We start from the raw sequence: 26,578 nt of genomic DNA, 5'->3' as shown, positions 1-26,578 counted from the left end.
CATGACGAACCGCGTCGCTATCAGCGACGGGCTGAAAGCGGCGCTGGTGCGATGGTATATCGGCAAAGGCGACGAGGCGGATCACCGAGCCTCGGTCTCGCTCGTCGTGACCTCACGCGAAAACGGTAAATGGCTAGCCTGCGACTGTCTGGCGGAAGATCGATCGCCGCCGCTCATGAGCCCCGCTTATCTCAGCTTCCAGGAAACCTATTATCTCCGCCGCCTGACCGCTCGTCCGAGCCACAGCCCCAGGTGCCCGTTCTACATGCCGCAAGCGCCACAACGTATCCGCGAAACCGGCCGCGACACACTCTACGAGATCAAGCAGCCCAAGGGACTGTTCAACGCGCACCAGAAAGCGCCAGAGAAGCTCGCCCAGAAACCTGATGAAAGCGAGCCAGACGACCGATCCCGCGGCGTCGCCATCCCCAGGCTCGGCAAACTCCTTTGGCTTTTGCTCGAACGCGCGCGATCAAACGTATTGCGCGAGCTTCCGCCAGAGGGTCCGCGCGACGGCTCGATAAGCGCAGAGATGAGGCGCTTGCGCGAGGTGGCCGGACAGTTCGAAATCGCCCCGGGCATCAAGCTCGCTCATCATTTTTACACGAACGCGATCGAGTACGAGAAATGCAAGGTCCATGCGAGGCTGCGCGAGGCCGAAGACGACTGGCCGGAAGAATACGCGCCGCAGGCCTTCCTCCTTCTTGAAGCGAGCGAGGTGACAAGCAGCGAGATCGTGACCGGGCTCGGCACAGTGCAGATCCGAAATCGCATACAGCACACCGGAATCATTCGAGCCGAAGTCCAGCCCCCTTTCCTAGTTCTCGCCGTCGTCGGTGAACACAGCAAGCGTGAGGGCTACCGAGCTTTGCGGGCCTATGCGCAGCCCGTATTCACCGGCAACCAGTTCGTACCGGCAGAACGAGACCACGATCGGGATATCCTGCTGGAACTCCAGAAAGCGCAATACAGCCTACGGCGTCACGGCATCCGCATGGCGGTCAAGAAAATCCTCTTTGATATCGAGACCGAACACGGTTCAGCCAGACCTGACTTCCTTGTGGCGGTGAAAGACCAGGCGTCGCAGCGACAGATTACCTTCGCCCTGCAGATCCTCCAGTCTGCCGATAGCGGCTATCTCGAACTGCGCAGCATAGAACACGAGCGCCTTCTCGAGATAGGCCCGGTCGTAGCGTTGCCCTTGGATGAGATCACAGTACAGATCATCGCCGAACGCGCGAGACAGATCATAAGCTGAAAGGGGGAGGGGGAAGGATTTGAGCGAACAATCAGGAGGTTTCGCTCATGTCAGTATTCCCCGCCACGCCACGACCGGTAAATTCGCCCTGGGGGGCGATCCAGCAGGCCGATCAGCTCGCACCGGGCATCTGGTCCGTAATGACGGCCAGCCACGGCGGCCTTCTCCTCTCGGATGCGCGACAGGACGCAATGCCCGATGTGCTCCGTCTCGATGAGAACGCCTACGAGGAAGACGCCGACTGGTGTCTGGTCTACCTGGCTTTCGAAGGAGAACTTGCACAGCAGAAAACCTGCACTGCAGGCTTCCTGCAGCTCGCGCGGGACACCGCCCGGTGTTGGCACTCAGACCGGTTCACGGCGCATACCAGCGAAACCGTCGCGCCCAATGAATCGCATATCCTGCGTACTCGTGCAGCATACCAAGCCGCCATAGGCGAGTTCTGCACGACCAGCGCGTGGGGCGATTGGGCCGATTGGGTCCCGCAGGGTAAGACCGGCGTCATCGCTCGCCGGCTCACGTCGGTAAATCACCTCGGGCGCCCAACGTACGCCGACGATGAGGTTTGCGCGTTGATCGACAAGGATGCTTACGCCCAGCGCGGCGAGGTCACCATGCTCGCCTCGATACCGCATGAAATTATCGATCCGCCCGCCGAGCTTCGGTCGAAGAGAGTGGCATGACCACGCAGGTTAACGACATCGCCATCGACGACGCCGTCGCCTCGGCTCTGTCCGATGGCACACACGTCGTTTACAGCCTTTCGGGCGGGAAGGATTCCAGCGCGGCCGCCTTTGTTGTCGATGCCTACCTCGACCGGATCGGACATCCGCGCGATCGGCGCCATGCAATCCATGCGGATCTCGGCATGATCGAATGGCCATCCACATCAGGCTTCGTCGAAACAATCGCGACGATGCTCGCGGTCGACCTATCCGTCGTGAGGCGCAAGGCCGGCGGGCTTGTTCAGCGATGGGAACAGCGCTGGAAGAGTTCGCTCCGCCGATACGAGAACCTCGAGACGTACCAGCTCGTGCCGCCATTTTCCTCCGCACGCCTGCGCTTCTGTACGGGTGAGACCAAGGTGCAACCGATCGGCGCAAATCTCAGGAAGAGGTTTGCCGGGGAAACCGTCATTTCTGTGGTCGGCATTCGCCGCGAGGAAAGCATCGTCCGGTCCAAGGCCCCGATCAGCAAGCCTGATACCCGCTTTGCGCCTATCGGAAACCGGGCAGGGACGACCATGCTGACGTGGCATCCGATAGTCGAATGGTCGGCGCGCGACGTGTTCGCCTATCACGCCACGCGCCGCATCCCGCTGCACGAGGCCTACGGCCGCGGAGCGGACCGATTGAGCTGCAGCTACTGCGTGCTCGCAGGACTCAACAACCTCGCCGTCTCGTCGACATGCGAGGGAAACCACCCGGCCTATCGCGCCATCGTCGGGATCGAGGCCAAATCCGGATTCTCGTTCCAACCGGGGCGCTGGCTAGCCGACGTCAGCCCACAGCTCCTCGACGCGCAGGGAACGGCTGCGATCAGGAAAGCCAAATTGATGGCGGAACGCCGCCGTACAATCGAGAGCGAATTACCCAACGACCTCCGGTTCATGAAGGGGTGGCCACCGCGCGTTCCCACGCTCGACGAAGCACACACCATTCACCGCGTGCGGAGGGAAATGACCACCACGCACAACCTCGTAAACCACTGGCCCGACGCGCTGACGATCCGCGAGCGATTTGCCGAGCTTCACGCCGCCAAGGCGGCTTGATCGACCACCGACGAAGAAATTCGGGCAACGCCCGCGCCATCGCTTCAGGCCATCTCGGGCAAAGAGGAGGGGGAGAGGAAGACGGGAATCAGTCCGACAAGGAGGAACCCGATGAAATACGAACCCATTCGCGCGAGCGTGAGCCCCGAGACGATCGGAAAGGTAACGCGTCTGTTCAACGGCTCGCTAAGCGACATCCTGAACGAACTCCTGCAGAACGCTCGCCGGGCCGGCGCGAGCGTCGTCAACGTCACCACGACGCCTCAAAAGAACGGTTTGCGAATTACCCTCGACGACAATGGTTGCGGGATTGACGATCCGGTACGCGTTCTCGCCTTGGGAGCATCGCGATGGGACGCCGCCGTCGCCAACGGCGAAGACCCCGCAGGAATGGGCGTGTTCAGCCTGGCCGGTAAGGCAACGGTGATCGAATCCCGACCTAGCTCGTCGAGCGATGCCTGGCGGATCGAAATCGCGCCCGCTGCCTGGACGGGAGACGTCGATATCGTTGTCGACCGCTCCAACAGGACCACGGGAACCTCAGTCTCATTCGTTGTCCCCGGCGTTGACGAAGGCACAGCCGAAAACGCCCTTCGGGAAGCCGTGCAATTCTTCCCGGTGCCCGTCTGCTTTCATGGCAAGGAAATGCCCAAGAAGGATTTCCTCTGCGGAGCGATCCATGTCGAAGACTGGCGCGGAAGTCGTATCGGCGTCTTCCAAGGCCGAACTTATCACCGGGCACCGACGGTGAACTTCCACGGCGTCGCTGTCTTCGCGCGGCTTTTCGAAATACCGCAGATCGGCAAGCAAGAAATGCACGCCCGGATCGACATCGGGCATACGCCCGAACTGCAGCTCGTTCTCCCGGCACGCAAAGAATTCGTGGAGAACGCCGGGTTGGACGCGTTAAAAGTCGCCTGCGAGGCCGCCTGCTACCGCGCGATCGCGGCCCAGACGTCGCACAGCCTCAGCTTCGAACGCTACCGCAGAGCCGCCGAGCTCGGCATCAACCTCGCGGAGGCCGAGGCCGTTCTCAATGCGTGGGAACCGGACATTGCCGACAACGAAAGCGGCAGCGAGGCCGGGCAGCGCCGGACGATCACCAGTGAGGAATTCCTGATGGACGCCCAAGAAGCGCATTTCGGACAAATCATTGCCCGCGCGCTGCACGGCACTCCAATCCGCGCCAAACTGGTCGATCGTAACACCGCCTTCGAAGGGTATAGCTGGTATGACGAGCTGCGCGAGCTCAGCGATCCGACCTTCATCGTGCACGCCGATGGTACGATCCACACGGTCGACGCGATCGCCGCCGATCCGCCCCTCCCCGCGATCAGCGCCGCGCAGGAAATCCACCTCGAATACGCGATCAAGGAGCAAGGCTGCAGCACCGCTCAGCGCGAACGGGTGAAAGCCGACATCGTTCTCACCTTCCCGGACGGTTGCTGCTCCGACGGGATCGAGGACGTTACCATCGCCTACGTGTCATCGGATAGCCTTCAGCCCGATGGCCTCGTGGACCTCCTAGACAACGCGTGCTTCTCAGCCTGGAACGATTCCGACGCCGACAGCTGGGACACACAGCACGACCGGTTCCTCCGGGACGCACGAGAGCTCGCATACCGCATCCTGGTCGGCGAGAACGCCGCCATCGCATCCCAATTCCGCGACGCGGTGGCGCGCATCATGTGGACTCTGCCCAAGGGTAAAAGCGTAACGATCGGCTTTACGCACGACAGCCCGATCGATGTGGCCGTTTCCGATCTGGAGCAGGCGACGTGAAGCCATCAAGCGTTCTTTGCTATGGTATCGGCGTAGACAGCACCGCCCTGCTGATCGAGCTGGCAAATCGCGAGGCCCCCGATCTCGTCCTCACCGCGGACACCGGCGCGGAGAAAATCGAGATCTACGCCTTCCAAGAAATCATGGGCGCTGGATGGCGGAGCGCTCCATCGCGTACGAAGTCGTGCGCTACGAGGCCAAGCGCTCCAAGAACTGGCCGCCATATCGCGACCTCACGGAATTGCTCTTAACCAACGGGTGCCCCCCATCGATCGCCTTCGAGCGGCACAGTTGCAGTCTCGAATACAAGGCCGCCCCGCAGGAAGCCTTCAACAAGCCCTGGCAACCAGCCATCGACGCCTGGGCGGAAGGCGCCAAGGTTGTGCGCTACATCGGTTACGATGCGTCACCGCGTGACGGACAACGAAACCCGACGAGGTCCGCGCACTATCCGCTGAATGGCTGCGCACGATCGTTCTGATCGGGGCGCGCGGCGCCGCGGCTCAAGACGGTAGAGGGATTATAGCGGAAGTCGACAAAGACGCGGCCCGGACGAATGACCGATTTCATCCACGGCGAAGCGCTCCTCGAAGAGGCCGAGATTAATCGCATCATCGAGAGCGCCCCGTCCGACCTGGTCGCCTTCCAGGAGCGCGCCGCGCAGCAACCCGTCGAAGCTCGCGAACCGATGTCGACCTGGCTCGAGCGGTTCCACGCACAGGAGATCCACCATGCCTGACATGCTTGTTCAACCCCCACCTTCGACGACTGAAAGGATCGCCACTCTAAACGACCGCGCCCGGCTCGGGCTCGATTGTACCGCGCGAATTATCTTCACGCTCAATCTGCTCGACAGCCTCAGCGACGGAACCCGCCGCAACGACATCCTCGCACAGGCGCGCATCATGAAGGCCATGCGCGACTGCACCTTTTCAGACGATTCACCCGAGAGGGACATGGCCTGGTTCGAGGTCGACGGAGTGAAGGTGATGATGAAAATCGACTACTACGACGCCGCGTTCGAGTACGGTTCGGAAGATCCGGCGAACGCGGCAGAGACACGGCGAGCGATTACGCTCATGAAACCCGAGGACTACTGAGTCATGACGATCAGGACAGCGGACGATTCAACCCATGCGAGCGTTGAGAGCGCGCTGCGCCATCTGCGTGCGGCACGAACCAAACTCCGCCAAACGAACTGCCCACGCGTCCTCGAAAAAGTGCGAAACGCCATCAAAAGTATCGAAAGGGCAAGGCGCAACTGCGACCACCGCCGTGCGAGGACGCAAGCATGAGCCGCCATCAGCTTCAGCTGCGAGACGGCGTGCCCGCGACATCCGCATGGATAGGCTGGGATCGTCCTTTGCGTACCTTCTTCGCACAGGTCTTCGCCACTGACCCGAAGGACGAGGATGAAGAGGTTCCGATCCTGTGGGAAGGAACCGTCGAGGCCGAACTGCCGCGGCCCATCGATGCGATCAGGCTGCTCGAGCCCTACTGCGACATTCCCGCCGAGACCGCCGCCAGTCTCGAGATCGACAGAATGAAGACGCTCGCGAAAACCGACGGGCCCAATCAAGTCGAAGCGAGGGCTTTCCTCGCTCGTCTCGAAGCCCGCGACAAGCGCGACTTGGCCTAACAACCACCACAAGTCGGTGACGCACCCGCCCTAGGGTCCGGGTGCGGATTGCGCGCGTTCGCGCGCTGCCGGGCTGCGCCCGGGGGGAAGGAGGGATGAAGGAAGGTGGTCCGGACAAGGGGTTCGGGCAAAAGCATCAGGAGAACTTCCCATGAACATCGGTACCCTCAAAGCCAATGCGGACGGCGTTCACATCGGTCGCATCGTCACCATGGCATTCGCTGCCACCATCGCCCTGCGCGAGTTCGTCTCGACCAACGAGCGCGCCCCCGCCTTCGACGTCATGGCGCTGTCGGCCGACCGCCGCAGCTGGGTGAAGGTCGGCGCGCTGTGGGAATACTCGTCGAACGACACCGGCGAGGTGTTCCTCTCGGGCCGGGTCGACGATCCCTCGCTCGACAAGCCGATCGACGTCGCCATGTTCCGCCAGGAAGACGGCGCCTACAACGTCGCCTGGCGCCGCCCGCAGCGCAAGCGCACGCTCCCCGGCATGGCCAGCGAAGGCGAGGAGGCGCTGCCGCCGCTGAACGCGACCGCGACCGGCAGCGAGCCCGAGCAGCCCGGTTCCACCGTCGGCGGCGACGGCCTGGGCGAGAGCACCGCTCCCTCGCCGAAGGCGAAGACCAAGGCGAAGGAGACCGCCGACGCCTGACCAACAGCGTCCCCCGGGCCGGTGCGACTCCTCCCGCACAGGCCAACTGCGAAGGCCCGTCCGCGCGACCCCGCGGGCGGGCCTTTTTACTGCGGCCAGCTCCTGCGCGCCTCTGAGCGGTGCAGGAGCCGCTTCAAACGGAGGACGCTGGAATCCGCCAGGAGTCGAAATGCTCTATCTGAGTGCCGACCCGACCACAGCGATGCTCGAGAGCCAGCCCAGTCTAGACCCGTTCAAACCTGTCACGCTCATCTCCTACGTTCTGCGCAATGCCAGAGTTTTCGATACACGTGATCCGAACACACACGCCCAGTACGATATCACCCCTGATTTGCTCGATACCAATTGGTACACACACGTAGTGGAGCAGACCCAAGCCCCGACCTGGGATCTGGCAGATACCCTTGCTGCCGACGGTTTTCATGGAGTGTCCTATGCATCCATGCACAATGGCCTCGAGAATGTCGCACTATGGGCCTGGAACCTGAACAGCGAGGCCATACTACGCATAGTCGATCAGGACCGCCGCCTTCCGAAAAACGACAAATCGTGGCGCTGAAAACCGTTATCCAATTGTAGCAGACAGTCGATCGGGCTTCGGGCCAAACTGAGCGGCCCTCGCGCACCGCCCCTGCGCCGCGAACTGCGTTCTGGATGCTCCCATGTCAGCGTATAGCCCCCGGCTTCCCGGCACGATCATAGCGTCCGATGGGCAGGGGCACTCACATGGTCACTTCCGCGAGAAACGCCCGGAGACGATGATCCTGCGACCGGCTCCAGAGGAGTAGCGGTTCGAACCGGATATCACGGCCTTGTGGCCGAATTCACTGGTTAGCCGAAATCAGCGTGGCTGGCGCGATCTCGCTAAAGTCGCGAGCAAGGTCCTACGGGCCAAGCGACCATGCCGGTCGTCGTCGATACTCGGATCGGTCCCATTGCTCCCTGCGCGGTCCGTCCGCCGCCTAGTGCCCCTGCCCCTCCGATCGGGATTAAGGCCAACCTGAAAATGCGAGCCGTGTTGCTCGCTTCGCGAGCTGCCCGCACCACCTCGATTTTCGAGGTTTCCCGCGCACGAGTGCGCGGTGACCCATCCCTCCTTCCGGGGCTCGTTGAGGGCACCGGCGGACGGTCCGCCGGGACCAATGGAGGATTACGAAATGAACAACATCAATCTGGTGGGCCGCTTGGCGAAGGACCCCATCGCCCGCGACAGCGCCAAGACCAAGGTCACCGAGCTGCTGCTCGTCACCGAACGTCCCGTCATCCGCGACGGCCGCGTCCAGAAGGATCCGGAAACCGGCTACACCAAGACGGACGCCGAGTTTCACAAGATCACCGTCTTCAACGGCATGGGTCTTCCGCTCCGCGAGCACAAGTCGAAGGGCGACCAGCTCGCTGTCTCCGGCCGCCTGCACTACTCGCGCTGGCAGGATGCCGACGGCAACGATCGCTACGGCTGCGAGATCATCGCCGAAAACGTCGAGTTCATCTGACCGACCAGGGGGGCGGCGCGAAAGCGCCGCCCTTTCACCATCTATCGCAGGAGAATGGCCATGAAGGACTTCGGTCTCTTTGCCGAGCGCGACGCCGCACATGCGCAACGCAAGCTCAACAACTTCACCCGCTTCGCAGAACGTCGCGAACAGCTTCTGGAAACCATCGATCTCGATGCACTCGATCGCAACACCGCGTTCGACATTCTCGAGACCGACGAGGATCTTGCCGAAACGCTCGCATTCGGCCCGATCTATGTTCACCATCTCGCGACGCTTGAAGCACAACGTGCCGAGATCGCCGCAACGCTTCCGCGCGCAGCCTGAAAGGAGATCTCGCCATGCAAGTTATCGCGATCGACAATTTCGGCCGCGACCACATCAGCGACCGCGTCGTCTCGACCGGCCTGAGTGCAAGGGCCGCCGAAGAGAAAGCTCAGAGCATGAACCAGCTTCACAGTGGGCCGCATTCCGCCCGCTACTACGTCGTGAAGCCGGACGATTATGTCCCCTATGTGTGGGAGCCCTGACGGCGCTCTACGAGCGGCCGTATATGTTGCAAACCAGCTGTGCCGGGGCGGGGGCCAGAGCCGCCCGCGCCGTACAACGCAGGTTGTTGAAGCGTCGGTCCTTCCGCATTCTGTTGAATTGACCGAGGGTTGTTGTTGAAGAACTCCGAGAGATCCGCTTCTTCGCCATAGATTTACCCCAACGAAAACCCAGTGGCCGCCCACAGATCAAGTTCGCGCTGCAGCGGTTCCAGCATTACCGAACCAAAAGGATCATACGCTTTTTCCAAGGTACTGGTCCCACTCTTCGCGGCTTCTCACCTCATGCGATCATAGCCTGGGAGGACGCGCGCTCAGTGGCGCTCCCTGCAATTACATAGCCGAGACTGTTTAAGTGCCTTGGACGCTCCATGATCGTCGTCAGGATAGTGAGACTCTTGCGCAGGTGACACTATAATAGTTGCCGCCTCCCGTCCTCCGGCCGGGACCGCGCTCTATTGCGCTAGCTTCCTTGCGGCCTTGGCTTCGCTGGGGCTCGCCGCGTCATCAAGCTCCACCGAGACCCTGCGGGTCTCGGCCCATCCGGGTCACGATCGCATGGCGGGACAGCCGCGCACCGCGCTATCGCGCTGCGGCCAGAAGAGCGGGGCAGAATGCATCGGCTCGTCCTGCGGCCCGCATGGCCTCGAAGGCTAACTGGCGTCCAACAGACTTCCGCGCTCCAAAGAGGGCGATGCGGCCTACGGTCGGGCCTCCATTTTATGATTCCACACCGCGGGCTCTCGGTCCCGCCGCTCGCGTCCGAAGCGGCCGCGCGAGGGCAACGACCCCTGGCGTTGCCGCGCGCGCGAGACGCCCCGGCCTGTCTGCCGCAGCTCCTGCGGGAGCCCGATATTCTCAAGCAAAGGGGAGGGGGAGGGTGTGTTTGATTGCATCCTCGTGTGATGGGGTCCGAAGGATACTTGCGGCAAGGATCCGGTCAAGGATCCGCGGTTCCCCCAATTTTTTCCCCGCATTTGTCTGCTTTCAGCAGACGGGAAAAAATCGGCTCCCCCACGGCCCGTAGGCGTTAACCGGGGTCCGGCACTGACGTGCCGGCTTCCCGGTCAACGTCCCTGACCTCGCTTGTCCGCTGCGCACCATTGGACCCCGTCATCACAAGATGACGGACACAAAACCAATGGAGGCTTACAATGCAAAAGTTCAACAATTTCGCCGATCTCGCGAACGCCCGCATGGAACTGGCAGACACCCGTTCCGATGTTACCACCGCGTATGATGGCGCCTTCCTCGAGCAGAGCGACATGGCGAAGCTGAGCGTCGTCGAAGAGCCGATGGCCGCCGAGATGCCCGATCCGGACATGGCCCGGGCTGCGGTAGAACTGGCGATCGGCACCGTGTTCGACGTCCTGAAGGACACCCGCATGGAGGAATTCGCCCAGCAGCTCGCCTGGGGGATGGTCAATTCCTTCCACATGACAGCCCGCCTGGTCGAAGGACGTGAGGACGATGCCGCGAAGAAGCTGGGAGAGATGGCTCGCCACTTCGATCCTTCCGAAATCTACGCGGTCGAGCTCGAAGAGACGCAAATGCTGGTGCAGACCCTTCAGGGATGCCGCGAAGCGCTCGAGGCGATGCGGGATCACGCTTCGGACTTATACCGGGTCGAGACCGGACGTCCGTTCACCGCCACCCGCGGATCGCAGGTCAGCAAGAACGGCGTGACCGCCTCGCAGATCCAGGCACGCGACTTCCTCGCCGCACGGGCCAAGGACCGCAGGGCGCAGTTCCAGCCCGAAGGGCCGCTGGTCGTGGTGTCGGGCGGTATGAAGGAATGGCACGACTACGAGATGATCTGGGACATCCTCGACGACATCAAGTCGCGCGTGCCCAACATGGTCCTCGGAACGACCGGAATGCGCAAGGGTGTCGACGCGATGGCCAACGCATGGGCACAGAAGAACGGCGTGCAGACGATCCTCTTCATGCCTGACCGACGCCACGGCAACCGCGCTCCGTTCCTCCGCAACGAGAACATGGTCAAGCTGAGCCCGGTCGAAGCAGTCGTGGGCGAAGGCTCCGGCATCCAGTCGAACCTGGCACAGCGACTGCGGCAGGCAGGCGTGCCGGTTCACGTCCGCCGCATCGCCGATCAGCGGCCGCAAACGCAGCGGGTCGGCGCGTCCACCTTCGGGTGAGCGCCTCTCGGGAGGCTCCGGCGGAAGCCGGGGCCTCCCTTCCTTTTCTGTCTCAGCAGAACGGGCTCGGGTGGCATCGAGCCCCCGTCGCCCGTGTGGGCGCATCACAGGACCCCGGCGATCACTTGCTCGCTGGCGACTATTCAGTCGCCTGCGCATAGCGCGGTCCGCCTTGGCCGAACCGGCATGGCTGCCTTGCCCGGATTTAGATGTTTCTGGAGCCTTCGCGGTCAGGCCAGTCGACTGCGGGTAAATGGCGGTGGCATTCAACATGGCTTGCGCTGGCAACTTCCGACCTCGTTGCAGTCACAGCCATTTCCGAATGAAATCGCCGTAATCGGCCGTGATCGAGTTGTCGGCAGGCTCATGGGCAATACCAACGTGTTCTCGGGTTAGATCGTTGGGGGACCACGTGTTTACGGCTTTGCGACACTCGGTTATCTGCAATCCATGAGCGATTGTGGGTGCGGACCAACCGAAGCCGAAACGAAAGAGCAGCGCCGTGCCTTGTGGATCGCATTGATCTTGAACGGCATCATGTTCGTCGTCGAAGCCACGACGGGCATTATCGCCCAGTCGACTGGCCTGATCGCAGACGGCTTGGACATGCTGACGGACGCAAGCGCATACGCGATTGCATTGGCAGCAATTGGGCGAAGCGCAAACTTCAAAGCCAAAGCCGCAACACTGAGCGGTAGCTTGCTCATGCTCGTCGGCATCGGAGTTCTTGCGGATGTCGTCCGACGTGCGATTGTCGGGTCAACTCCCGAAGGCAGTTGGATGATCGCTGTCGCGCTGGTCGCGCTTCTCGTGAACATCATTGTTCTTCGCCTATTGAGTAAGCAGCGACGGGACGAGGTCCATATCCGCGCGGCATGGATTTTTACGCGCGCGGACATCGTAGCCAACTCTGCTGTCATTGCTTCAGGCGTTGCGGTTCTGCTTACCAGTATCGGCTATTTCGACCTCTTCGTGGGCGCAGCGATAGGGTTGTATGTTGTCAAGGAAGCTCTGGAAATTCTTCGCGATGCGAAGAAAGCTCGGTTAGAGAGCAAGTTAGGATAGTCTTTCGCTCAACGGCGGTTTTCCGGAACGTCGTTTTCAAAAGCTGCCATTCTGCTCCCCACCCAATTTTCCGACATGGAGGTGTCGCCTGCCGAGGCGAGTCATGTCAGTGCCACCGCCACGTAAAGACAGGCCGCTGCGGATATCGTCGCCCTCCTCGGGTATCAAACCCTCGCGTTCGAACGGCTGACCACGACCGCATCGCTCCGGCTCGCTGACGAACATACGTTCGCCTGCGCTTCGCCATCACAATCCTCCTGAGACAGCGGTCACTTGCCGGAGCAGGTTGTCGCCTAGCCGAATGCCGACGGCTCTGCGCAACCGGCAAGCTCATCCGACAATGCCAGGGCAGCGCATCAAAGGGGAGAGGGAAGGAGGGAGACGAGCCATCATAGGAGGCAAGGATGCTCGTCACATTCCGCATCGAAGACACGCGCACCCAGCTTCATTCGACGCCCGCCGAAATTTCGGCGCTCGAACTCGCCGCGCTGACACGGCGGCTTCATGCAAGCGATATCGCACTGGACGTCGATGCGAACGAATTCGGAGCTGCGCCGCTCAACTTCGAGATCAACGCGAACTCACTTTCGATGGCCGCTTTCACGGCCTGCTTCGACCACCGCGCCGAGATCATCGCGATTGTCGAGGAGGCGCAATTTCTCGGGCGAACGCTGCGCGTCCGGCACCTCGGCCGTCTCGCTCCGATCACGATCGAGGTCTCCGAGCATATCGCTCTCGCGCGCGATCTGATGATGGGACCAGACCTCGCGGGAAAGGTGCTGTTCGCGCTCGGCCGGGACAATGCGGATGCCGGCGAACTCACGCTCGATAGCCTGCGGACCCTGTTGCAGAACCATCGCACCTACGACGCGTTCCGCGGCGCAAAGATCATGCCGATCTACGACAGCCTGGCATACCTCGCATTCACGAATTGCGGCGAACAACGTCCTGTTCTGGCGTGGGCCTCATGAACGCGGTCGCAAAGCCTCGCCCCAAGCTAAAGATGCGGTGCCCAAACTGCGGTTCGGAATCGATTTGCAAGGACGCGTGGGCCGCCTGGGACGAGACCAATCAGCGACGGGAGCTGGGCGGCGTCTACGATCGTGAAACCTGAATCGAATGCGAGCACGAAGGGGATGACCACTTCGACAGGATCGACATCGAAACCGGCGCGATCATGGGATCAGAACCCGACGAAGGCTTGACCGAAAACTGCGTTTCGGGCGAACGACATGTCATGCAGCCGCATCCCGTCACCGGCGTTCCACATTGCGTGCAGTGTTGCCCGATCGAACAGAGTGCAGCCTCTCGCGAAATCCCATCGACCAGCGACTAGCCTCCCCGCTGGAACGATGCCTGGGGAAGGGTGCCCGGCCACGCGCCGCGGCACCCTTTTCTCATGCAAGCCAATCGGAGCACTGGCGCATCCCGGCAGCGCCTCGAACATGCGGTGCAGAGATAATCTAAGCCTCCCGCCGATGGCCCGTCCGCCACCATCGCCATGAGCACTCCGGCCATGCACGGGTCAAACGAAAATGGACCGACCGTGAAGGTGCTGCGCACCTTCCGCACCACTCGATCAATTTTCGTTTCCCCTCCGCTTCGCTCCGGTGACCCGCGCACCGCCGGAGCGCTGATTCATGGCATGGCGGACGAGCCGCCAACGACAGGAGGCTACCCATGTGCTACACCACGGAAACATTCGAAGCTGACACCGCCACGACGCGCCAGATCAACACCGATACAATCGCACTCGATGAGAAGACTCTGCAAGCGGAGCGGCGCTCTTACCACTCCTTCTTCGACGTCCATGTCGTCCAGACGGAGGAAGGTTACATCCTGATAGAAGAAGGCGATTACGGCGAGCTCCCGATGCACCTCATCGACGACATAGTCTACACCGCAACCGGCAAGATGGACGACCAATACTGACGGGTATGGGCGGCCGCCGAGACCTCTCGGACGCCGCCCATCAGGACGCCTGCTTCTGACCCGCAGGCTCCATCTTTTCGAGCGCCTCTATCGCGCTCTTCGGCTTCACGCTGACGGCCAGCTCCAACAGTCTCACGGACCGTTCGTGCCCGACCTTGCGGACCAGTCGCGCAAGCTCCTTTCCGGCCTCTTCCTTCTCCATCTGCGCGAGCCTTTTCTTGCGCTCGGCAATGTCCTGTTCGGCCGCTTCCAACGCCGCCCGTTCGCGTTCCACTTTCGACACCATTTTCAACTCCATTTCCGGAATGATCGAGGTGGAATCTGATGGCCGATCCTGACTGCAATTTCGAGATGTTTTTTTGCGATCTGCTCTCGCTCTTTTATCGTTTCGGGAAGGAGGGTTTCGGCCCATCCTTCGCGGACTGCGCCGCTCAGGACCGCGCTCTATTGCGCTAGGTTCCTCACTGCCCTGGCTTCGCTAGGGCCGTCTCGTCATCAAGCTCCACCGAGCCGGGCGATGCCTGTCTCGGCCCTGCGGGTCACGATCGACGTGGACCTGTCGGTCCACTCTTGTCCGCCCTGGCAGTATCGAGGATCAGCCCTGCGGACCAAGCGTGAGGTTCATTCCGGCTAGAAAGCCGGCACCTCCAGCTGGATGACCAGCTCCTCTACGACTCCCCCAAGACCAGCAGACCAAGAGAAGAACCGCCAAGTCCCTGATTTATGCACACCGAACACGGCTGCGCCGTAGCTCTTTTCGGGACAAAATAGGCTTTGGAACAGCCACTTAGTTCAGAATGGCGCTCCCGAAACATATTTCGGCGAAAGACGAAAGAAGCGATATGATCGGAATATGCCGGTACATCAGCGCGTTAGCGCCGAAATATCTTTCTTCCGCAAACGCGCTTCCCTTTCCGTTTCGGCGGATATATAAAGGGCTTGCGATAGAGAAACCATGCACAACTCGGAAAGAGTTTGCATGGCCAGTACCTACAAAGGCATCGGCGTAGGGTTCTCCCCCGATGCTCTCGAAGCCCTCGACGCCTACGCGGCCGCACAAGGCATAACGCGTGCCGAGGTAATACGCACCTCCGTCAATATCGGCCTGCCGATGCTCAAGCTGGGTATCGCACTCAATGGCCAGCGTGCGCTCACCATCCTCGAGCACACCCAGCTTGCGCTCTCCCTCCTGGTCGAAAGGCAGTATCCGGAGGACAGTGACGAGCTGATCCGTGCGGCCATGCGCAACGTGCGAGAGCACCATGCGTGAGGATATCAGATACAACAAGCAGGCGATCACTCTGACGCACGCTTCTGCGCGCGGAAAAGTGAAGCGGAACGCGGGCAATTTCACGCGGGGATCGCAGCTGTTCCATCACGAGATCCTGATGACCTGGGCGGGGATCAGAATCCCGCTCTACACATGGATCGGAACCACCGTCCTCCTGCTCTTCGTGCTGGGCTATTTCACGTTCAAGAATCACGAAATCCACCTCGTCCTGATGAAGCTTCTTTCCTCGGTCTGGGGATGGATGTCGCTGGATCCGATGAAGGCGATCAACCTGACGCTTCCTTCCGGCCAGGTGGTGCAGGGGACGATGTCGATGGTGCCCTACCATCCCGCCGTCGAAGCCGCGTGGTCGCGGGCTATCCAAGTGACCGTATCTTCGATGCTCGGCGCGGCCTTCATCTGCGTCCCGCTGACCATCTGGTTCATCGACTTTTCGCGCAAGCGCGGATCGGACATCCTGACCGAGCGCCACGAACGCGGCGCCGTCCTGGTCGAGCGTTCGATCCTCAAGCAATCCATCCTCGCCCACAACTGGCGCGAGCATCAGAAAGAATGCCTCTCGCGCACCCCGCCGGAAGATCCCAACGCTGTTCTGAAAGAGCCGCTCAAAGACCGAATCCGACGCGGCCTTCACCACCCCTACAGGCTTGCCGGACTGCCCTATCCGTGGCGCCTCGAACAAAGCCATGCGATGTTCGTCGGCACGACCGGCGCCGGTAAGACCACAGAGCTCAAGAAGATCGTCAAGCAGGCGCGCGAACGCGGCCATCGCTGTGTAATCTTCGACCTCACAGGAACCTTCGTCGAGAGCTTCTACAACGAGGACACCGACGTGATCCTCAACCCGATGGACAAGCGCTGCAAACCCTGGTCCATTTTCAACGATTGCAGCAACTACGCCGAGTTCATGAGCGCGGCCACAGCGCTCGTTCCCAGCGGGCAATCGGTCGAGGACGATTTCTGGCAGAAGTCAGCCCGCACACTCATGGTCGAGATGTGCGTCAAGATGCTCAAGATGGGCGTCCGCTCGAATGGGGGTCTCGCCTACTTCCTGATGATGTCGGACCTCAAGACGATCCATGCCCAGCTCGAGGGCACGATTGCCGGACCGATGATGTCCCCATCCGCCGCGAAGATGGCGGAATCGATCCGGACCACCTTCATCGCCAACGCCAACGCCTTCCGCTTTTTGCCCGAACCCAAGCCGGGCGAAGAGGGCTTCTCGATCAAGCGATGGATGAGCGAGGACGTTAGGGAAGGCTCGATCCTTTTCATCACCTCCACCCACCCCGATCTCGTACTCAATCGGCCGCTGCTGACGCTGTGGATGGACCTTGCCGTCAATGCCCTGTTCCAAATGAGGCGGAGCCGGAATCTGCGCACATGGTTCCTCATCGACGAGGTCCATGCGCTCCACCGCCTTCCCGCAATCGATCACGGCCTGCAGACCGCCCGCGCGTTCGGCGGTGCGTTCGTCCTCGGAATGCATTCCTTCGACAAGCTGGAAGAGACCTACGGCGAGCATGGCGCGACCAATCTCGCTTCGCTTGCCGGCACGAAGCTGATCCTCAAGACTGCCGATCCGGAAACCTCCCGGCGATGCTCCGAATTCATCGGCAACCGCAAGGTTCGGCTGATGGATGAAGCCTATTCCTACGGGTACAACAACAGCCGCGACGCATCCACCATCACGCCGCGCTCGGATGTCGAAGAGCTCGTGATGCCGGACGACATCAGCAATCTGGAAAGCCTGACCGGCTTCATCAAATTCCCCGACGGCTTCCCGGCGTCACGCATCCGGCTCACCTGGAACGATTATCCCGAACGCGCCGAAGGCTTCTGCCGCGTCACCGACATGCGCGCTGCCGAATACGTGCCGACCGAAGAGGAAGCCACGGAAATGGGTGTCGGGGGGCGCGAGGGGGAGGGGCCGGACAACGTGCCGAAGGACACGCGCGACGGGGTTGATGTCGTCCTCAGCCAGGCGGAGATCGAAGCCGAGAAGTTGCGGGAGGAGGTGGAGGGTTCGCTCGATCGTTCGGTGGAGCAAACCGCGGGCGAATTGCAGCACAGGACCGCTGCCCAGGAAGTGGTCGACGGAACCAGCGACCAGCGCGATCACGACGACCTGTCGAAGTTCAAGCACACCGGCAAGCGCGACGATCGCGAACGGCAGCGCCTGGCCCAGCGGGACGTCGAAGAGCGCAACGCGTCCAATCGGAACGTTGTCGCGCAGACGCGCCAGGTCAGAGGACGCGACGACAGCCAGGAAAGCATCCTCGAACGGGAGAACCGTCAAGGGTTCGGCCGTGAGACGGAAGAGCACCATGAGGTCTCCATCGAAAAGGACCAGGAGATGGGCCGGTGACCCTCTCTCCATCCATGCGCCGAAGCCGGAGCGACCACATGATCGCCGCGCTGCCCCATCAAGCTACGAAGACGCGGTTCCTCGACAATGAGGTGAGAACCGGGATCGGCGGCGAGCAATTCGGGATAAGCGCCGACTGGCTCCTCCGCGGCCGAATGCTTCGAAGAGTAATCAGGCTCGGGAGCGTCTGATGCTGTCCGTCGCATCGGTTTCCTCCGCAGGCGGAGCAGCGAACTACTTCGCCAAGGACGACTACTATGTCGGCGATGGCCCTGCCGAGCTCAGCGAGTGGGGCGGCAAGGGTGCCGAGGCGCTGGGCCTGAGCGGTCCCGTCACGAAGGAGGATTTCGAGAAGGTCCTCGATGGCAAGCTGCCCGACGGGACCATCGTCAACGGCAACGAGAACCGGAGAGCTGGGATCGACCTCACCTTCTCCATGCCGAAGTCCGCAAGCCTCATGGCGCAGCTCGGCGGAGACAAGCGCGTCCTCACCGCGCAGGAGGCGGCGGTCAAGGCGACCATGACCTATCTCGAGAAGCATTTCGCCGAGGCGCGCGACTATTCGCGCAATCCGAATGGCGAAGCGGTTCAGACAGGGAAATTGCTGTATGCGCTCTTCCAGCATGACACGAGCCGCAAGCTCGATCCGCAGAACCACACCCATGCCGTCATCGCCGCCATGACCCAGGACAAGGCGGGCAACTGGAAGGCACTCTGGAACGGCGAGGTCTGGAAGAACAATTCCGTTCTGGGCTCGATCTACAATGCCGCGCTCCGAACGAACCTCGAGAAGCTTGGCTATCGGACCGAGCTTACCGGAAAACACGGACAGTTCGAGATCCAAGGAGTCTCGCGTGAGGTGATCGAAGCCTTCAGTCAACGTAGACTGGACATACTCGCGACAGCCGAAAAGCTCGGCCGACGCGCGAACGAGACCGAATTCCTGCGAGGCGTCACCAAGAACACCCGGGATCCGAAACTCAATCCTGATGACAAGCAGGCGCTTCGCCAGGAATGGGCGAAGCGCGCCGAAGGACTAGAGTTCGATGCCAAGGCGATGGTCGAACAAACGCGCGCCCGCATCGACAACGGCCGCGAGGGACCGCTGGGAACGGCCGAACGCGTCCGCGGAGTGATCGCAGCGGTCCAGGAGACCGCGCAGCTCTACACGCGTCCCGCCGACGAACTGACCACGAACGGCCTGCAGCGCATGGGTCTGACCCCGACGCAGCTGCGCACCGAACTCGTAACGGCATCCGCTGTTCGCGTGATCGGCGAGCGCGAGACGTCGTGGACGCGCGGCGAGCTGGTGAAGACCGCGCTCGACCTCGGCGCCAGGGGAGTGACAGTCGAAGGCGTCGAAGCGCGAATGGAAGCGCTGGTCGACAAGGGCCAGATGCTGCCAGGCAAGAGCGCCCGGCTCGATGGGGCGATCGAGAAATACACCACCCCCGAACACGTGGCGATAGAGCGGGCGACCCTCGCCAACGTGACTGCGGGGAAGGACGCGAGTCCAGGCATGATAAAGGCTAGCGGGGCCCCCGAGCGGTTGCGCGCGGTGTCGGGCGAGTACGATCTCAACGCCGAGCAGATCGCTGCCGGCACGCTGGCCTTGTCGAGCGACGACCGCACCGTCGTCATTCAGGGCGTGGCCGGAGCCGGCAAGACGACCCTCATCTCCGCGATCGCTAGCGTTGCGCGCGAGGAGGGCAGGGACGTGATCGGCCTCGCCTTCGCGAACAAGATGGTCAATGACCTGCGCAACGAGACCGAGATACGCACGGCGAACGGCGAGGCGGTGAAGGAGGGCATCGAAGCTAGGACCGTCTCCTCGTTCGTGAACCAGCACCTGCGCGGTGCGCTTCATGGCAGCGGACCAACCTTCGAAGCATCGCGCGCTGCGCTCGAGGGCAAGGTCCTCGTGCTCGACGAAGCCTCGCTGGTCGCGAACAAGCCGATGAACGACCTCCTCACCATCGCCAATCGCCTGGGTGTCGAGAAGCTGGTGATGATCGGCGACAAGGCGCAGCTGCAACCGATCGAGGCGGGCAAGAGCTTCTCGCTGATCCAGGCGGATTATCCCGCGCTGGCCCGGCTCGACACGAGCCTACGTCAGCGCACCGAGCACATGAAGGAAGCCTCGGGCCTCGCCCGCGCGGGCAGGTTCCGGGAGAGCTTCGCCTTGCTCGGCGACAAGGTGGTCGAGGCGGGCAAGGACCATCTGGAGGTTGCGGCGAAGACCTGGCTCGATCTACCCCCGGAGGACCGCGAGCGGACCGCGATCTATTCCTCCGGTCGCGACGCACGCGCATCGCTCAACCGGATGGTGCAGGACGGGCTGCGCGCCGAAGGATCGATCAAGGGCGAGGGGTTGACGCTCGATACGCTCAGGCCGGCCCATGCGACCCGCGAGGAGCTTCGCTACGCAGCAACCTACGCCAAGGGTCAGCTGCTCGAGGTGATGCGCCAGAATGCCCCTGGAGGGCTTTCTCGCGGCAGATACGATGTCGAGGGCCTGGACGCGAAGGGCAGGGTGTTTCTGCGCGACGAAAACGGCAAGCTGAAGCGCTTCGACCCGTCGCGCATCGACCCGGTCGACAAACGCGACGCACTGCGTCTGTCCGAGAAGACCAAGGAAACCATCCACGAGGGCGACAAGGTCCGCTGGACCGAGAAGGACGACGCCCGCAAGCTGATGAAGTCAGAGGAGGCGAAGATCCTCGGCGTCAAGGACGGCGTCGTCACGGTCGAGAACCGTCACGGGGAAACGGTCGAACTCAAGCAGAACGACAAGATGCTCGAGCGCATGGGCCTCGCCTACGCGATCAACATGCACCAGGCGCAGGGCGACACCCGTGATATGGCGATCGGCGAGATGCATTCGTCGGCGCGCCATCTCTCGAACCAGCGGCTCGCGCTGGTGATGATGACCCGCGTGCGCGACGACATCACGATCGTCACCAACGACAGGGACCAGCTGCTCGCCCAGATCGGCCGCAACCCCGGTGACAAGACCAGCGCGCTCGAGACGCTTGGCGAGAAGCGGATCGCGGATGCCCGCATTGATCGCGCAGCCCCCGACTTCAATCCGAAGATCCCCGAACACCTGAAGGTCGGAGAAGCAAGCGCGGATCGCCTGCCCTCGGTCGACAAAGAGAGCCTGCGCGCGGTGCCGCAGATCGACCTTCCCGAACGCAACATCGAACGTGCCCGATAGGAGACCGGCAATGGACAAGACCCAGCATGACCTGATCGCCAACGCCCCGCAGAAGGACAGTCTAAACTCCGTTCTCGAGCAACAGCCGACGCTTTCCAACTTCGTGAAGCAGGCGGGACTGCAGGAACTCGCCGAATTGGTGGAGGGGGACAATTTCGTGGCGTGCGATCTGGATCTGCACGGGGTCCAGGGATGCGCCGACATGCGCGAAATGGTCGCGAACCAGCAGATGGTAGCCGAATGCGTCGCAATCGGTCTCGCCATCCTCATCGCGGTGATCGTTGGTTCGATCGCCGTGGCCTTCGTCAATCTCGCAACAAAGTTCGCAGCGCCGCTCGGAATGAACCGCGTCTACGCGCTCTTTCCGCGCCGCCTGAACGAATTCTGGAATGGCAGTACGACATGACACACCTCCTGACGGGCCCGTGGGGTTTTCTCCCCGCCACGCCCGAAGAGCTCTCCGCGACCGGCGTCGTCCTCGCCGTGGCGACCGGACTGACCCTTGATCTTCTGGGCCGACCCGCGCTCATCGACGGAGAACTGACGTCATGGACAAGCCAGACCCTCCTGTTCCTCGTCATCGCCGGCGTCATCATCGCGACAGCCGCGATCTGGAGCGGTCTGCCGCGCCGGGAGCTCTCCCGTCTCAAGGTGCCGCCGCAGCGATACCGATCGCGACGCTCTCACCCGACACGCAGGCTATACGACCGTCCGCCTTCCGGCCGGAGAGCGGCCGACCAAGACGAGCGTCGAACGGCACATCGAAGCCGCGCTCGGACCGCTCGTTGCGCACCGAACCCAATCACCCTGGCAAGCAACTCAAACCTGAAGGAGGACCACGATGGCGTTCGATTACGAAGACGTAGGCACATTCGGAAGCAAGCGAGCCGCCGAGGACTGGGCACACCGTAACAGGGTGGACCTGCGCGACCTCCACATCCGCAACGCCGGAGGCGATCGCGTCGAGGTCGGCATTCGCAAGAGCGGATACGACGACAAGGAAAATTACGACAACCGCAGCGGCGAAAGGCGCGACGGCTTCTGGCGATGACGCCCATGCTCGCGCGCAAGCGCCTCAAAGGTCCGGGAGGCATTCACCTTCCGCGAAACCGCTCCGCAAGGGGCATCACGCGCCACCGGCGCATCAACCACCCGGGCAACCGGAAAGAAGAGGGAACTAACAATGTTGAAGAAGATGATGGCAGCCGCTGCAATGGCAGGAGCTTTCATGGCCGTACCGGCAGCAGCACAGGATGCCTTAGCGGCGGATGAAATGCACGAACACGCTGCCGCCACGAAGACGATCGCCGATGGGGTGAATCAGAGCACCGGCAATGTGGCCCGGCAGATGCTCGATCTTGTCGCCCGGGAAGCGAAGGCGAAAGCGACGCTCGAAGACAGTGTCGAGCGCAAGCAGCGCCGTATGTCGCTGGACGAAATGGTCAAATGCCACGACTGCAAACAGGAGAAGCAGGACTGCGGCGATCAGGCGAAATGCGATGTTCGGAATGATTGCCGGAAAACGAAATGCCAAAAGAAGGCGTGAGCTCGGGAGGAAGGGCCGCGATCATCGACGAGCCGCAGGTCCGATGCCCCTTCTGCAGGGGTCTTATGCCGGGATGGATGTCGCGCTATCCCGGCAAAACCTGCACGCTCTGCGCACGGCCCCTTTTCCTGCTCCCTTTCATCTCCTCGCGGCATTATCGGTCGGTTCTGAGCGCGATCGACGTCGTGAAGATCATTATGCTGCCCGTGATGGCAGGTGCGACCATATCGTTCGCCATGGGTCGTCTCGAGGCCGACAGCTACGCCTGTATCGTCGCTGGCGCTCTCCTCACTTGGGGAATGATCGATGTCTGGGACGGAACGGCAGGCCTCAGAACCGGCCTGGACAAGGTCAGAAAGCGGATTTGTCGAGGTGCCGTCGCTCGCAAAATGTCCCTCGCAAAGACGATCTTCGGATCGGCCTCGATGGTGCTGGGCGCGATCGGCCTGCTGATGGTAAGGTGAAGATCCGCCGACAATTTGCGGCTACGCGCATTACGCTGCTCGGAATCGCAACACTGAGCGATCAGATCTCGACGGCTTTGGCACTTGGAATAGGTGGCGGAACTTAAGCGCTCAATGCTTCCGCAGCGGGAGAAGGCCTTATATGAGCAGTTCGCTTGCCGCGGTAACTTTGGGTTGCGTCGTTGCTCTCAGGCATTCGGCGACATATTGGATTTCTCCGGCATGCCGAAAAGCGGAGTGAGGGCACGACAACCGGCTGGTGATGCGTAGGATACTTGCTGTTCCGTCATGCCCATCCTTCGCTTCGGGCGTCGGCGCCGGCCAGTTTACGCCTGCGTTCTAAATGGTTCGGCCAACTGTGCGAGGTACGCATTAGGATAATCTTCGATGCCAGCGAGGCCGATCGCCCCGGCTTTGATATGCTCACTCGATCCAAAGCGCGCTGTACCAAGCAGAACATCCCAGAGCGTTAGAAACAGACCGAAATTGACGTCGCCGTCCGTTTGGGACGCAAGGTGGTGGTGCCGATGGACAGGGGCGACGGCCCAGACATATGCCAGCGGCCCGACCCGCATCTCGACATTCGAATGCTGTAACTGGAGCTGGATCAACACCGCAAAGGAAGCCACGGCAGCGACATCTAGAGGAATCCCCAATAGAAGCCATGGCAAGGCACCGGCGGAAACCTCGAAGAACTGGTGGACCGGATGCTTCAATAGTACCCATCCGGTGAAGGCCGCGGCAGTGCTATATATCGTGGTCGGCGATGAGCGTTGTGAGGTTTTCGACGCCGTATTCGGTAAATGCCATCGCGCCGTCCGGACGATCAAGGCTGTACACCCAGATCAGCCCGTCTTCCGGGTCCATGCCCGACGCGAGTTCAGCAATCAGATCTTCTTCGACGCTTAGATGACGCGCTACGAGTGCGATCGTGCTGACCGAATGGACCTTGTTAACGTGCGCCATCAAGCTGCGATTCTGGCTCGCCCAGATTCCCAGTTCCAGGGCAGTAGTTCGTCGATCCGGTGGGCAGGATGTCCGGCGATGCGCGCGAGGACATCGGCCAGCCACGCCTGCGGATCGACATCGTTGAGCCGGGCCGTCTGGATCAGCGTGTAGAGCACGGCCGCGCGCTGTCCGCCGCGGTCGGAACCGCAGAACAGCCATGCCTTGCGGCCAAGCGGCACACAGCGCAGCGCCCGCTCGGCAGCGTTGTTCGTGATGCAGATCCGGCCATCATCGAGGAACCGGGTGAAGGCACCCCAGCGCCGGAGCATATAGTTGATGGCCTTGGCCATATCATGGCTGCGCGACAGCTTCGCGAGCTGCGCGGTGAGCCAGGCGTGCAGGCCCGCCATCAGCGGCGCGCTGCGTTCCTGCCGGAGTGCAACACGCTCGCCTGGCGTTTTGCCGTTGATGCCGCGCTCGATCTCGAACAGGGCATCGAGGCGCTGCACGGCTTCTAGCGCGATCGGGTAGATCATGCCGTTGCGTCCGCCGCGGCTTCTCCTGCGCGCGGCTCCCTCGACATCGGCCAGCTCGAAGAATTTGCGCCGTGCATGCGCGAAGCAGCCCGCCTCGATCACGGGTGCTGGCTGACGACCGGGAGCGTAAAGCTCGTTGTAGCCGCCATAGGCATCGGCCTGCAGGATCCCTGCCCAGGACGCCAGATGCTCCCGTGGATGCTCACCGCGCCGATCGCGGGAATAGTGGAACAAGGCTGCTGGCGGATCGGAGCCGGCGAAGGGCCGGTCATCGCGCACATAAACCCACAGGCGCGCCGTATCGGTCTTGCCCTTCGCCATGACCGGCACGGTCGTATCGTCGCCATGGATCCGGGCTGCATCCAGCACATGGGCTTCGATCCGCCGGTAGAGCGGCATGAGTGCGAAGGCGGCGGCACCGACCTGATCGGCCAGGGTCGAGGTGCTGAGCGCTACGCCTTCGCGGGCGAAGCGCTCGGCCTGCCGGTTGAGGGGCTGGTGCTGACCGTACTTCTCAAAAAGTAGCATGGCGAGGAAGCTGGGCCCGGCCCATCCGCGCGGCACGACATGGAACGGCGCCGGGGGCTGCGTAATCGTCTCGCAATCCCGGCAGGAGAACTTCTCACGCACCGTCCGGATCACCTTCCACTGGCGCGGGATCACTTCCAGCGTCTCGGTGATATCCTCTCCCAGCTTTGACAGACGCGCGCTGCCGCAGGACGGGCACGAACAGGGCGCGGGGATGACGACGCGTTCGCGGGGCAGATGTTCGGGGAACGGCTTGCGGCTCGGGCGCTTGCGGTCGAACGCGGCAACCTCGCTCGTCTTCGCCGGAGCGGCTTCGGCAGCGCAATCATTCTCGCAGGCATCGGCCTCGAGATCTTCGAGCTGCAATTCCAACTGGTCGAGCAGACGTCGGCTGCGTTCGGCGCTGGCGCCATATTGCTCGCGACGCAGCCTGGCGATCTGCAGCTTGAGGTGCGCGATCAGCGCCTCGATCGCGCTCTCGCGGGCCCTGGCCTTGGCAAGGCGTGCCTCGGCATCATCGGCGCGTGAGAGCGCGGCGGCCAGCAGCGCCTTGAGCGCTTCGACGTCGTCCGGCAGGGGCGATGCGGCCGTGTCCATAAGGGGCATGGAATCACAGATCGGCCTTCGGTCAAAGCCCAAAATGCGCCAGCCAACGAAGAAAATGCAGCCCCTATCCGGCGCTCTGCGGACGCCATGAATATTGCGGGTTACGCCAGTCGATCCCCTCCAGCAGGCAGGACAATTGGGCATTGGTCAGCGAGACGATGCCCTCTCTCGCCGAGGGCCAGACGAAGCGACCCTTCTCGAGCCGTTTGGCATAAAGCGATATGCCGATGCCGTCGTGCCAGATGATCTTGACCAGCGATCCCGTCCGCCCTCGGAACACGAACAGGTCGCCGCCATGTGGATCGCGCTTCAGGCCCTGCTGAACCTGCAAGGCCAACCCCTGCATGCCCTTGCGCATGTCCGTGTGGCCCATCGCGATCCAGACCCTCGCGCCCGATGGGATCATCGCAGCGCCTTCAAGGTCGCCGAAACCAGTGCGGCAGGCGCATTCGACGAAATGCGCACGCACCGACCATTGCCAAGATCGACCGTGACCGCGGCACACGGATCGTGATCGGCAGGCTGCTCATCATCGGCGAGCACGGCCTGGGCGAAATTTATCTCCGGTACCGGCAAGGACGCAGCCGCCGACTGTTCGCGCAACTTGCGACGCCATGTGTAGATCAGGCTGGTCGAAACGTCGCGCCGCCGCGATACATCGGCAACGCAGGCGCCCGGCGCAAAGGCCTCGGCGAGGATCTCAATCCGCTCCTCCTCGCTCCAACGCCGACGACGCTCCGGCCCCGTCATCACCGTGATCTGACCCATGCTCCGC

At 62.1% G+C, this 26,578-nt stretch carries 30 protein-coding genes; 24 read left to right on the top strand and 6 right to left on the bottom strand.

Going from position 1 to position 26,578, the window contains the following annotated elements; translation table 11 throughout:
* Position 1: 1 nt before the first annotated feature.
* From Q9K01_RS13085 to Q9K01_RS13005, 17 genes are all read left to right on the top strand, one after another.
* Complete coding sequence (locus Q9K01_RS13085) at positions 2 to 1,258, top strand: hypothetical protein (RefSeq protein ID WP_160728984.1); 1,257 nt, start codon at positions 2 to 4, stop codon at positions 1,256 to 1,258.
* Between the two features lie 47 nt (positions 1,259 to 1,305).
* A complete protein-coding gene (locus Q9K01_RS13080; RefSeq protein ID WP_063612702.1) occupies positions 1,306 to 1,941 on the top strand; it encodes a DUF7007 domain-containing protein in 636 nt (211 codons plus the stop codon).
* Positions 1,938 to 3,029 carry a phosphoadenosine phosphosulfate reductase domain-containing protein gene (locus Q9K01_RS13075; RefSeq protein ID WP_063612701.1) on the top strand — a complete coding sequence of 364 codons (1,092 nt, stop codon included), beginning with the start codon at positions 1,938 to 1,940 and terminating at the stop codon, positions 3,027 to 3,029. The genes Q9K01_RS13080 and Q9K01_RS13075 overlap by 4 nt, the downstream gene beginning before the upstream one ends.
* Positions 3,030 to 3,140: 111 nt before the next feature.
* Positions 3,141 to 4,811 (top strand): ATP-binding protein, encoded by a 1,671-nt coding sequence (locus tag Q9K01_RS13070; RefSeq protein WP_063612700.1) that lies wholly within the window; start codon positions 3,141 to 3,143, stop codon positions 4,809 to 4,811.
* A gap of 154 nt (positions 4,812 to 4,965) precedes the next feature.
* Complete coding sequence (locus Q9K01_RS13065; RefSeq protein WP_227819750.1) at positions 4,966 to 5,292, top strand: hypothetical protein; 327 nt, start codon at positions 4,966 to 4,968, stop codon at positions 5,290 to 5,292.
* Between the two features lie 75 nt (positions 5,293 to 5,367).
* Positions 5,368 to 5,550 (top strand): hypothetical protein, encoded by a 183-nt coding sequence (locus Q9K01_RS13060; RefSeq protein ID WP_227819749.1) that lies wholly within the window; start codon positions 5,368 to 5,370, stop codon positions 5,548 to 5,550.
* Positions 5,543 to 5,911: a DUF3768 domain-containing protein gene (locus Q9K01_RS13055; protein ID WP_149036583.1), complete on the top strand. Its 369-nt coding sequence runs from the start codon at positions 5,543 to 5,545 to the stop codon at positions 5,909 to 5,911. Before Q9K01_RS13060 ends, Q9K01_RS13055 begins: the two co-directional genes overlap by 8 nt.
* Before the next feature lie 191 nt (positions 5,912 to 6,102).
* Positions 6,103 to 6,450, top strand: a complete 348-nt coding sequence (locus Q9K01_RS13050; RefSeq protein WP_160728985.1) for a hypothetical protein — start codon at positions 6,103 to 6,105, stop codon at positions 6,448 to 6,450.
* Between the two features lie 151 nt (positions 6,451 to 6,601).
* Positions 6,602 to 7,102: a DUF736 domain-containing protein gene (locus Q9K01_RS13045; protein WP_063612697.1), complete on the top strand. Its 501-nt coding sequence runs from the start codon at positions 6,602 to 6,604 to the stop codon at positions 7,100 to 7,102.
* A gap of 46 nt (positions 7,103 to 7,148) precedes the next feature.
* Positions 7,149 to 7,661: an RES family NAD+ phosphorylase gene (locus Q9K01_RS13040; RefSeq protein WP_340324275.1), complete on the top strand. Its 513-nt coding sequence runs from the start codon at positions 7,149 to 7,151 to the stop codon at positions 7,659 to 7,661.
* 598 nt (positions 7,662 to 8,259) lie between these two features.
* A complete protein-coding gene (locus tag Q9K01_RS13035) occupies positions 8,260 to 8,595 on the top strand; it encodes a single-stranded DNA-binding protein (protein ID WP_063612695.1) in 336 nt (111 codons plus the stop codon).
* 60 nt (positions 8,596 to 8,655) lie between these two features.
* Complete coding sequence (locus tag Q9K01_RS13030; protein WP_149036581.1) at positions 8,656 to 8,922, top strand: hypothetical protein; 267 nt, start codon at positions 8,656 to 8,658, stop codon at positions 8,920 to 8,922.
* 14 nt (positions 8,923 to 8,936) lie between these two features.
* On the top strand, positions 8,937 to 9,125 hold the full coding sequence (locus tag Q9K01_RS13025) for a hypothetical protein (RefSeq protein ID WP_063612693.1): 189 nt from the start codon (positions 8,937 to 8,939) through the stop codon (positions 9,123 to 9,125).
* A gap of 1,172 nt (positions 9,126 to 10,297) precedes the next feature.
* Entirely contained in the window at positions 10,298 to 11,302 is a 1,005-nt protein-coding gene (locus tag Q9K01_RS13020; protein ID WP_063612692.1) for a DUF2493 domain-containing protein, read from the top strand.
* A gap of 450 nt (positions 11,303 to 11,752) precedes the next feature.
* Complete coding sequence (locus tag Q9K01_RS13015) at positions 11,753 to 12,367, top strand: cation diffusion facilitator family transporter (RefSeq protein WP_063612691.1); 615 nt, start codon at positions 11,753 to 11,755, stop codon at positions 12,365 to 12,367.
* Positions 12,368 to 12,771: 404 nt separating this feature from the next.
* A complete protein-coding gene (locus Q9K01_RS13010; RefSeq protein WP_063612689.1) occupies positions 12,772 to 13,338 on the top strand; it encodes a hypothetical protein in 567 nt (188 codons plus the stop codon).
* A gap of 709 nt (positions 13,339 to 14,047) precedes the next feature.
* A complete protein-coding gene (locus tag Q9K01_RS13005) occupies positions 14,048 to 14,299 on the top strand; it encodes a hypothetical protein (RefSeq protein WP_202392059.1) in 252 nt (83 codons plus the stop codon).
* Between the two features lie 40 nt (positions 14,300 to 14,339).
* Here Q9K01_RS13005 and Q9K01_RS13000 read toward each other — a convergent pair whose 3' ends face one another.
* Entirely contained in the window at positions 14,340 to 14,711 is a 372-nt protein-coding gene (locus Q9K01_RS13000; protein WP_305930569.1) for a hypothetical protein, read from the bottom strand.
* Between the two features lie 567 nt (positions 14,712 to 15,278).
* On the opposite strand from Q9K01_RS13000, the gene Q9K01_RS12995 reads away from it, so the two are divergent.
* The 7 genes from Q9K01_RS12995 to Q9K01_RS12965 all read left to right on the top strand — a co-directional run bounded on the left by Q9K01_RS12995 (position 15,279) and on the right by Q9K01_RS12965 (position 23,185).
* Entirely contained in the window at positions 15,279 to 15,569 is a 291-nt protein-coding gene (locus tag Q9K01_RS12995) for a hypothetical protein (RefSeq protein ID WP_149036579.1), read from the top strand.
* Positions 15,562 to 17,958 carry a type IV secretion system DNA-binding domain-containing protein gene (locus tag Q9K01_RS12990; RefSeq protein ID WP_305930568.1) on the top strand — a complete coding sequence of 799 codons (2,397 nt, stop codon included), beginning with the start codon at positions 15,562 to 15,564 and terminating at the stop codon, positions 17,956 to 17,958. The genes Q9K01_RS12995 and Q9K01_RS12990 overlap by 8 nt, the downstream gene beginning before the upstream one ends.
* A gap of 190 nt (positions 17,959 to 18,148) precedes the next feature.
* Positions 18,149 to 21,175, top strand: a complete 3,027-nt coding sequence (gene mobF / locus Q9K01_RS12985; protein WP_160728987.1) for a MobF family relaxase — start codon at positions 18,149 to 18,151, stop codon at positions 21,173 to 21,175.
* A gap of 10 nt (positions 21,176 to 21,185) precedes the next feature.
* Complete coding sequence (locus Q9K01_RS12980; RefSeq protein ID WP_160728988.1) at positions 21,186 to 21,581, top strand: hypothetical protein; 396 nt, start codon at positions 21,186 to 21,188, stop codon at positions 21,579 to 21,581.
* A 435-nt stretch (positions 21,582 to 22,016) separates the two neighbouring features.
* Complete coding sequence (locus tag Q9K01_RS12975) at positions 22,017 to 22,226, top strand: hypothetical protein (protein ID WP_063612683.1); 210 nt, start codon at positions 22,017 to 22,019, stop codon at positions 22,224 to 22,226.
* Positions 22,227 to 22,358: 132 nt separating this feature from the next.
* On the top strand, positions 22,359 to 22,721 hold the full coding sequence (locus Q9K01_RS12970) for a hypothetical protein (RefSeq protein WP_160728990.1): 363 nt from the start codon (positions 22,359 to 22,361) through the stop codon (positions 22,719 to 22,721).
* A gap of 77 nt (positions 22,722 to 22,798) precedes the next feature.
* The gene (locus Q9K01_RS12965; protein WP_067501036.1) at positions 22,799 to 23,185 is read left to right on the top strand and encodes a hypothetical protein; all 387 of its coding nucleotides are present in this window, start codon (positions 22,799 to 22,801) and stop codon (positions 23,183 to 23,185) included.
* Between the two features lie 326 nt (positions 23,186 to 23,511).
* Here the strand turns inward: Q9K01_RS12965 and Q9K01_RS12960 are convergent, their stop codons facing one another.
* From Q9K01_RS12960 to tnpA, 5 genes are all read right to left on the bottom strand, one after another.
* Positions 23,512 to 23,901, bottom strand: coding sequence for a sterol desaturase family protein (locus Q9K01_RS12960; protein WP_067502887.1), 390 nt, complete (start codon positions 23,899 to 23,901; stop codon positions 23,512 to 23,514).
* A 31-nt stretch (positions 23,902 to 23,932) separates the two neighbouring features.
* Positions 23,933 to 24,154 carry a hypothetical protein gene (locus tag Q9K01_RS12955; protein ID WP_198302033.1) on the bottom strand — a complete coding sequence of 74 codons (222 nt, stop codon included), beginning with the start codon at positions 24,152 to 24,154 and terminating at the stop codon, positions 23,933 to 23,935.
* Positions 24,151 to 25,794 carry an IS66 family transposase gene (tnpC, locus tag Q9K01_RS12950; protein ID WP_062068000.1) on the bottom strand — a complete coding sequence of 548 codons (1,644 nt, stop codon included), beginning with the start codon at positions 25,792 to 25,794 and terminating at the stop codon, positions 24,151 to 24,153. Before tnpC ends, Q9K01_RS12955 begins: the two co-directional genes overlap by 4 nt.
* Positions 25,795 to 25,867: 73 nt before the next feature.
* A complete protein-coding gene (tnpB, locus tag Q9K01_RS12945; protein ID WP_305930567.1) occupies positions 25,868 to 26,209 on the bottom strand; it encodes an IS66 family insertion sequence element accessory protein TnpB in 342 nt (113 codons plus the stop codon).
* On the bottom strand, positions 26,206 to 26,571 hold the full coding sequence (gene tnpA / locus Q9K01_RS12940; RefSeq protein WP_062068004.1) for an IS66-like element accessory protein TnpA: 366 nt from the start codon (positions 26,569 to 26,571) through the stop codon (positions 26,206 to 26,208). The genes tnpB and tnpA overlap by 4 nt, the downstream gene beginning before the upstream one ends.
* Positions 26,572 to 26,578: the final 7 nt, after the last annotated feature.

The organism is Qipengyuania benthica (assembly GCF_030717865.1).
Classification (GTDB): domain Bacteria; phylum Pseudomonadota; class Alphaproteobacteria; order Sphingomonadales; family Sphingomonadaceae; genus Qipengyuania; species Qipengyuania benthica.
This window is presented reverse-complemented; position numbering and strand designations above follow the sequence as displayed.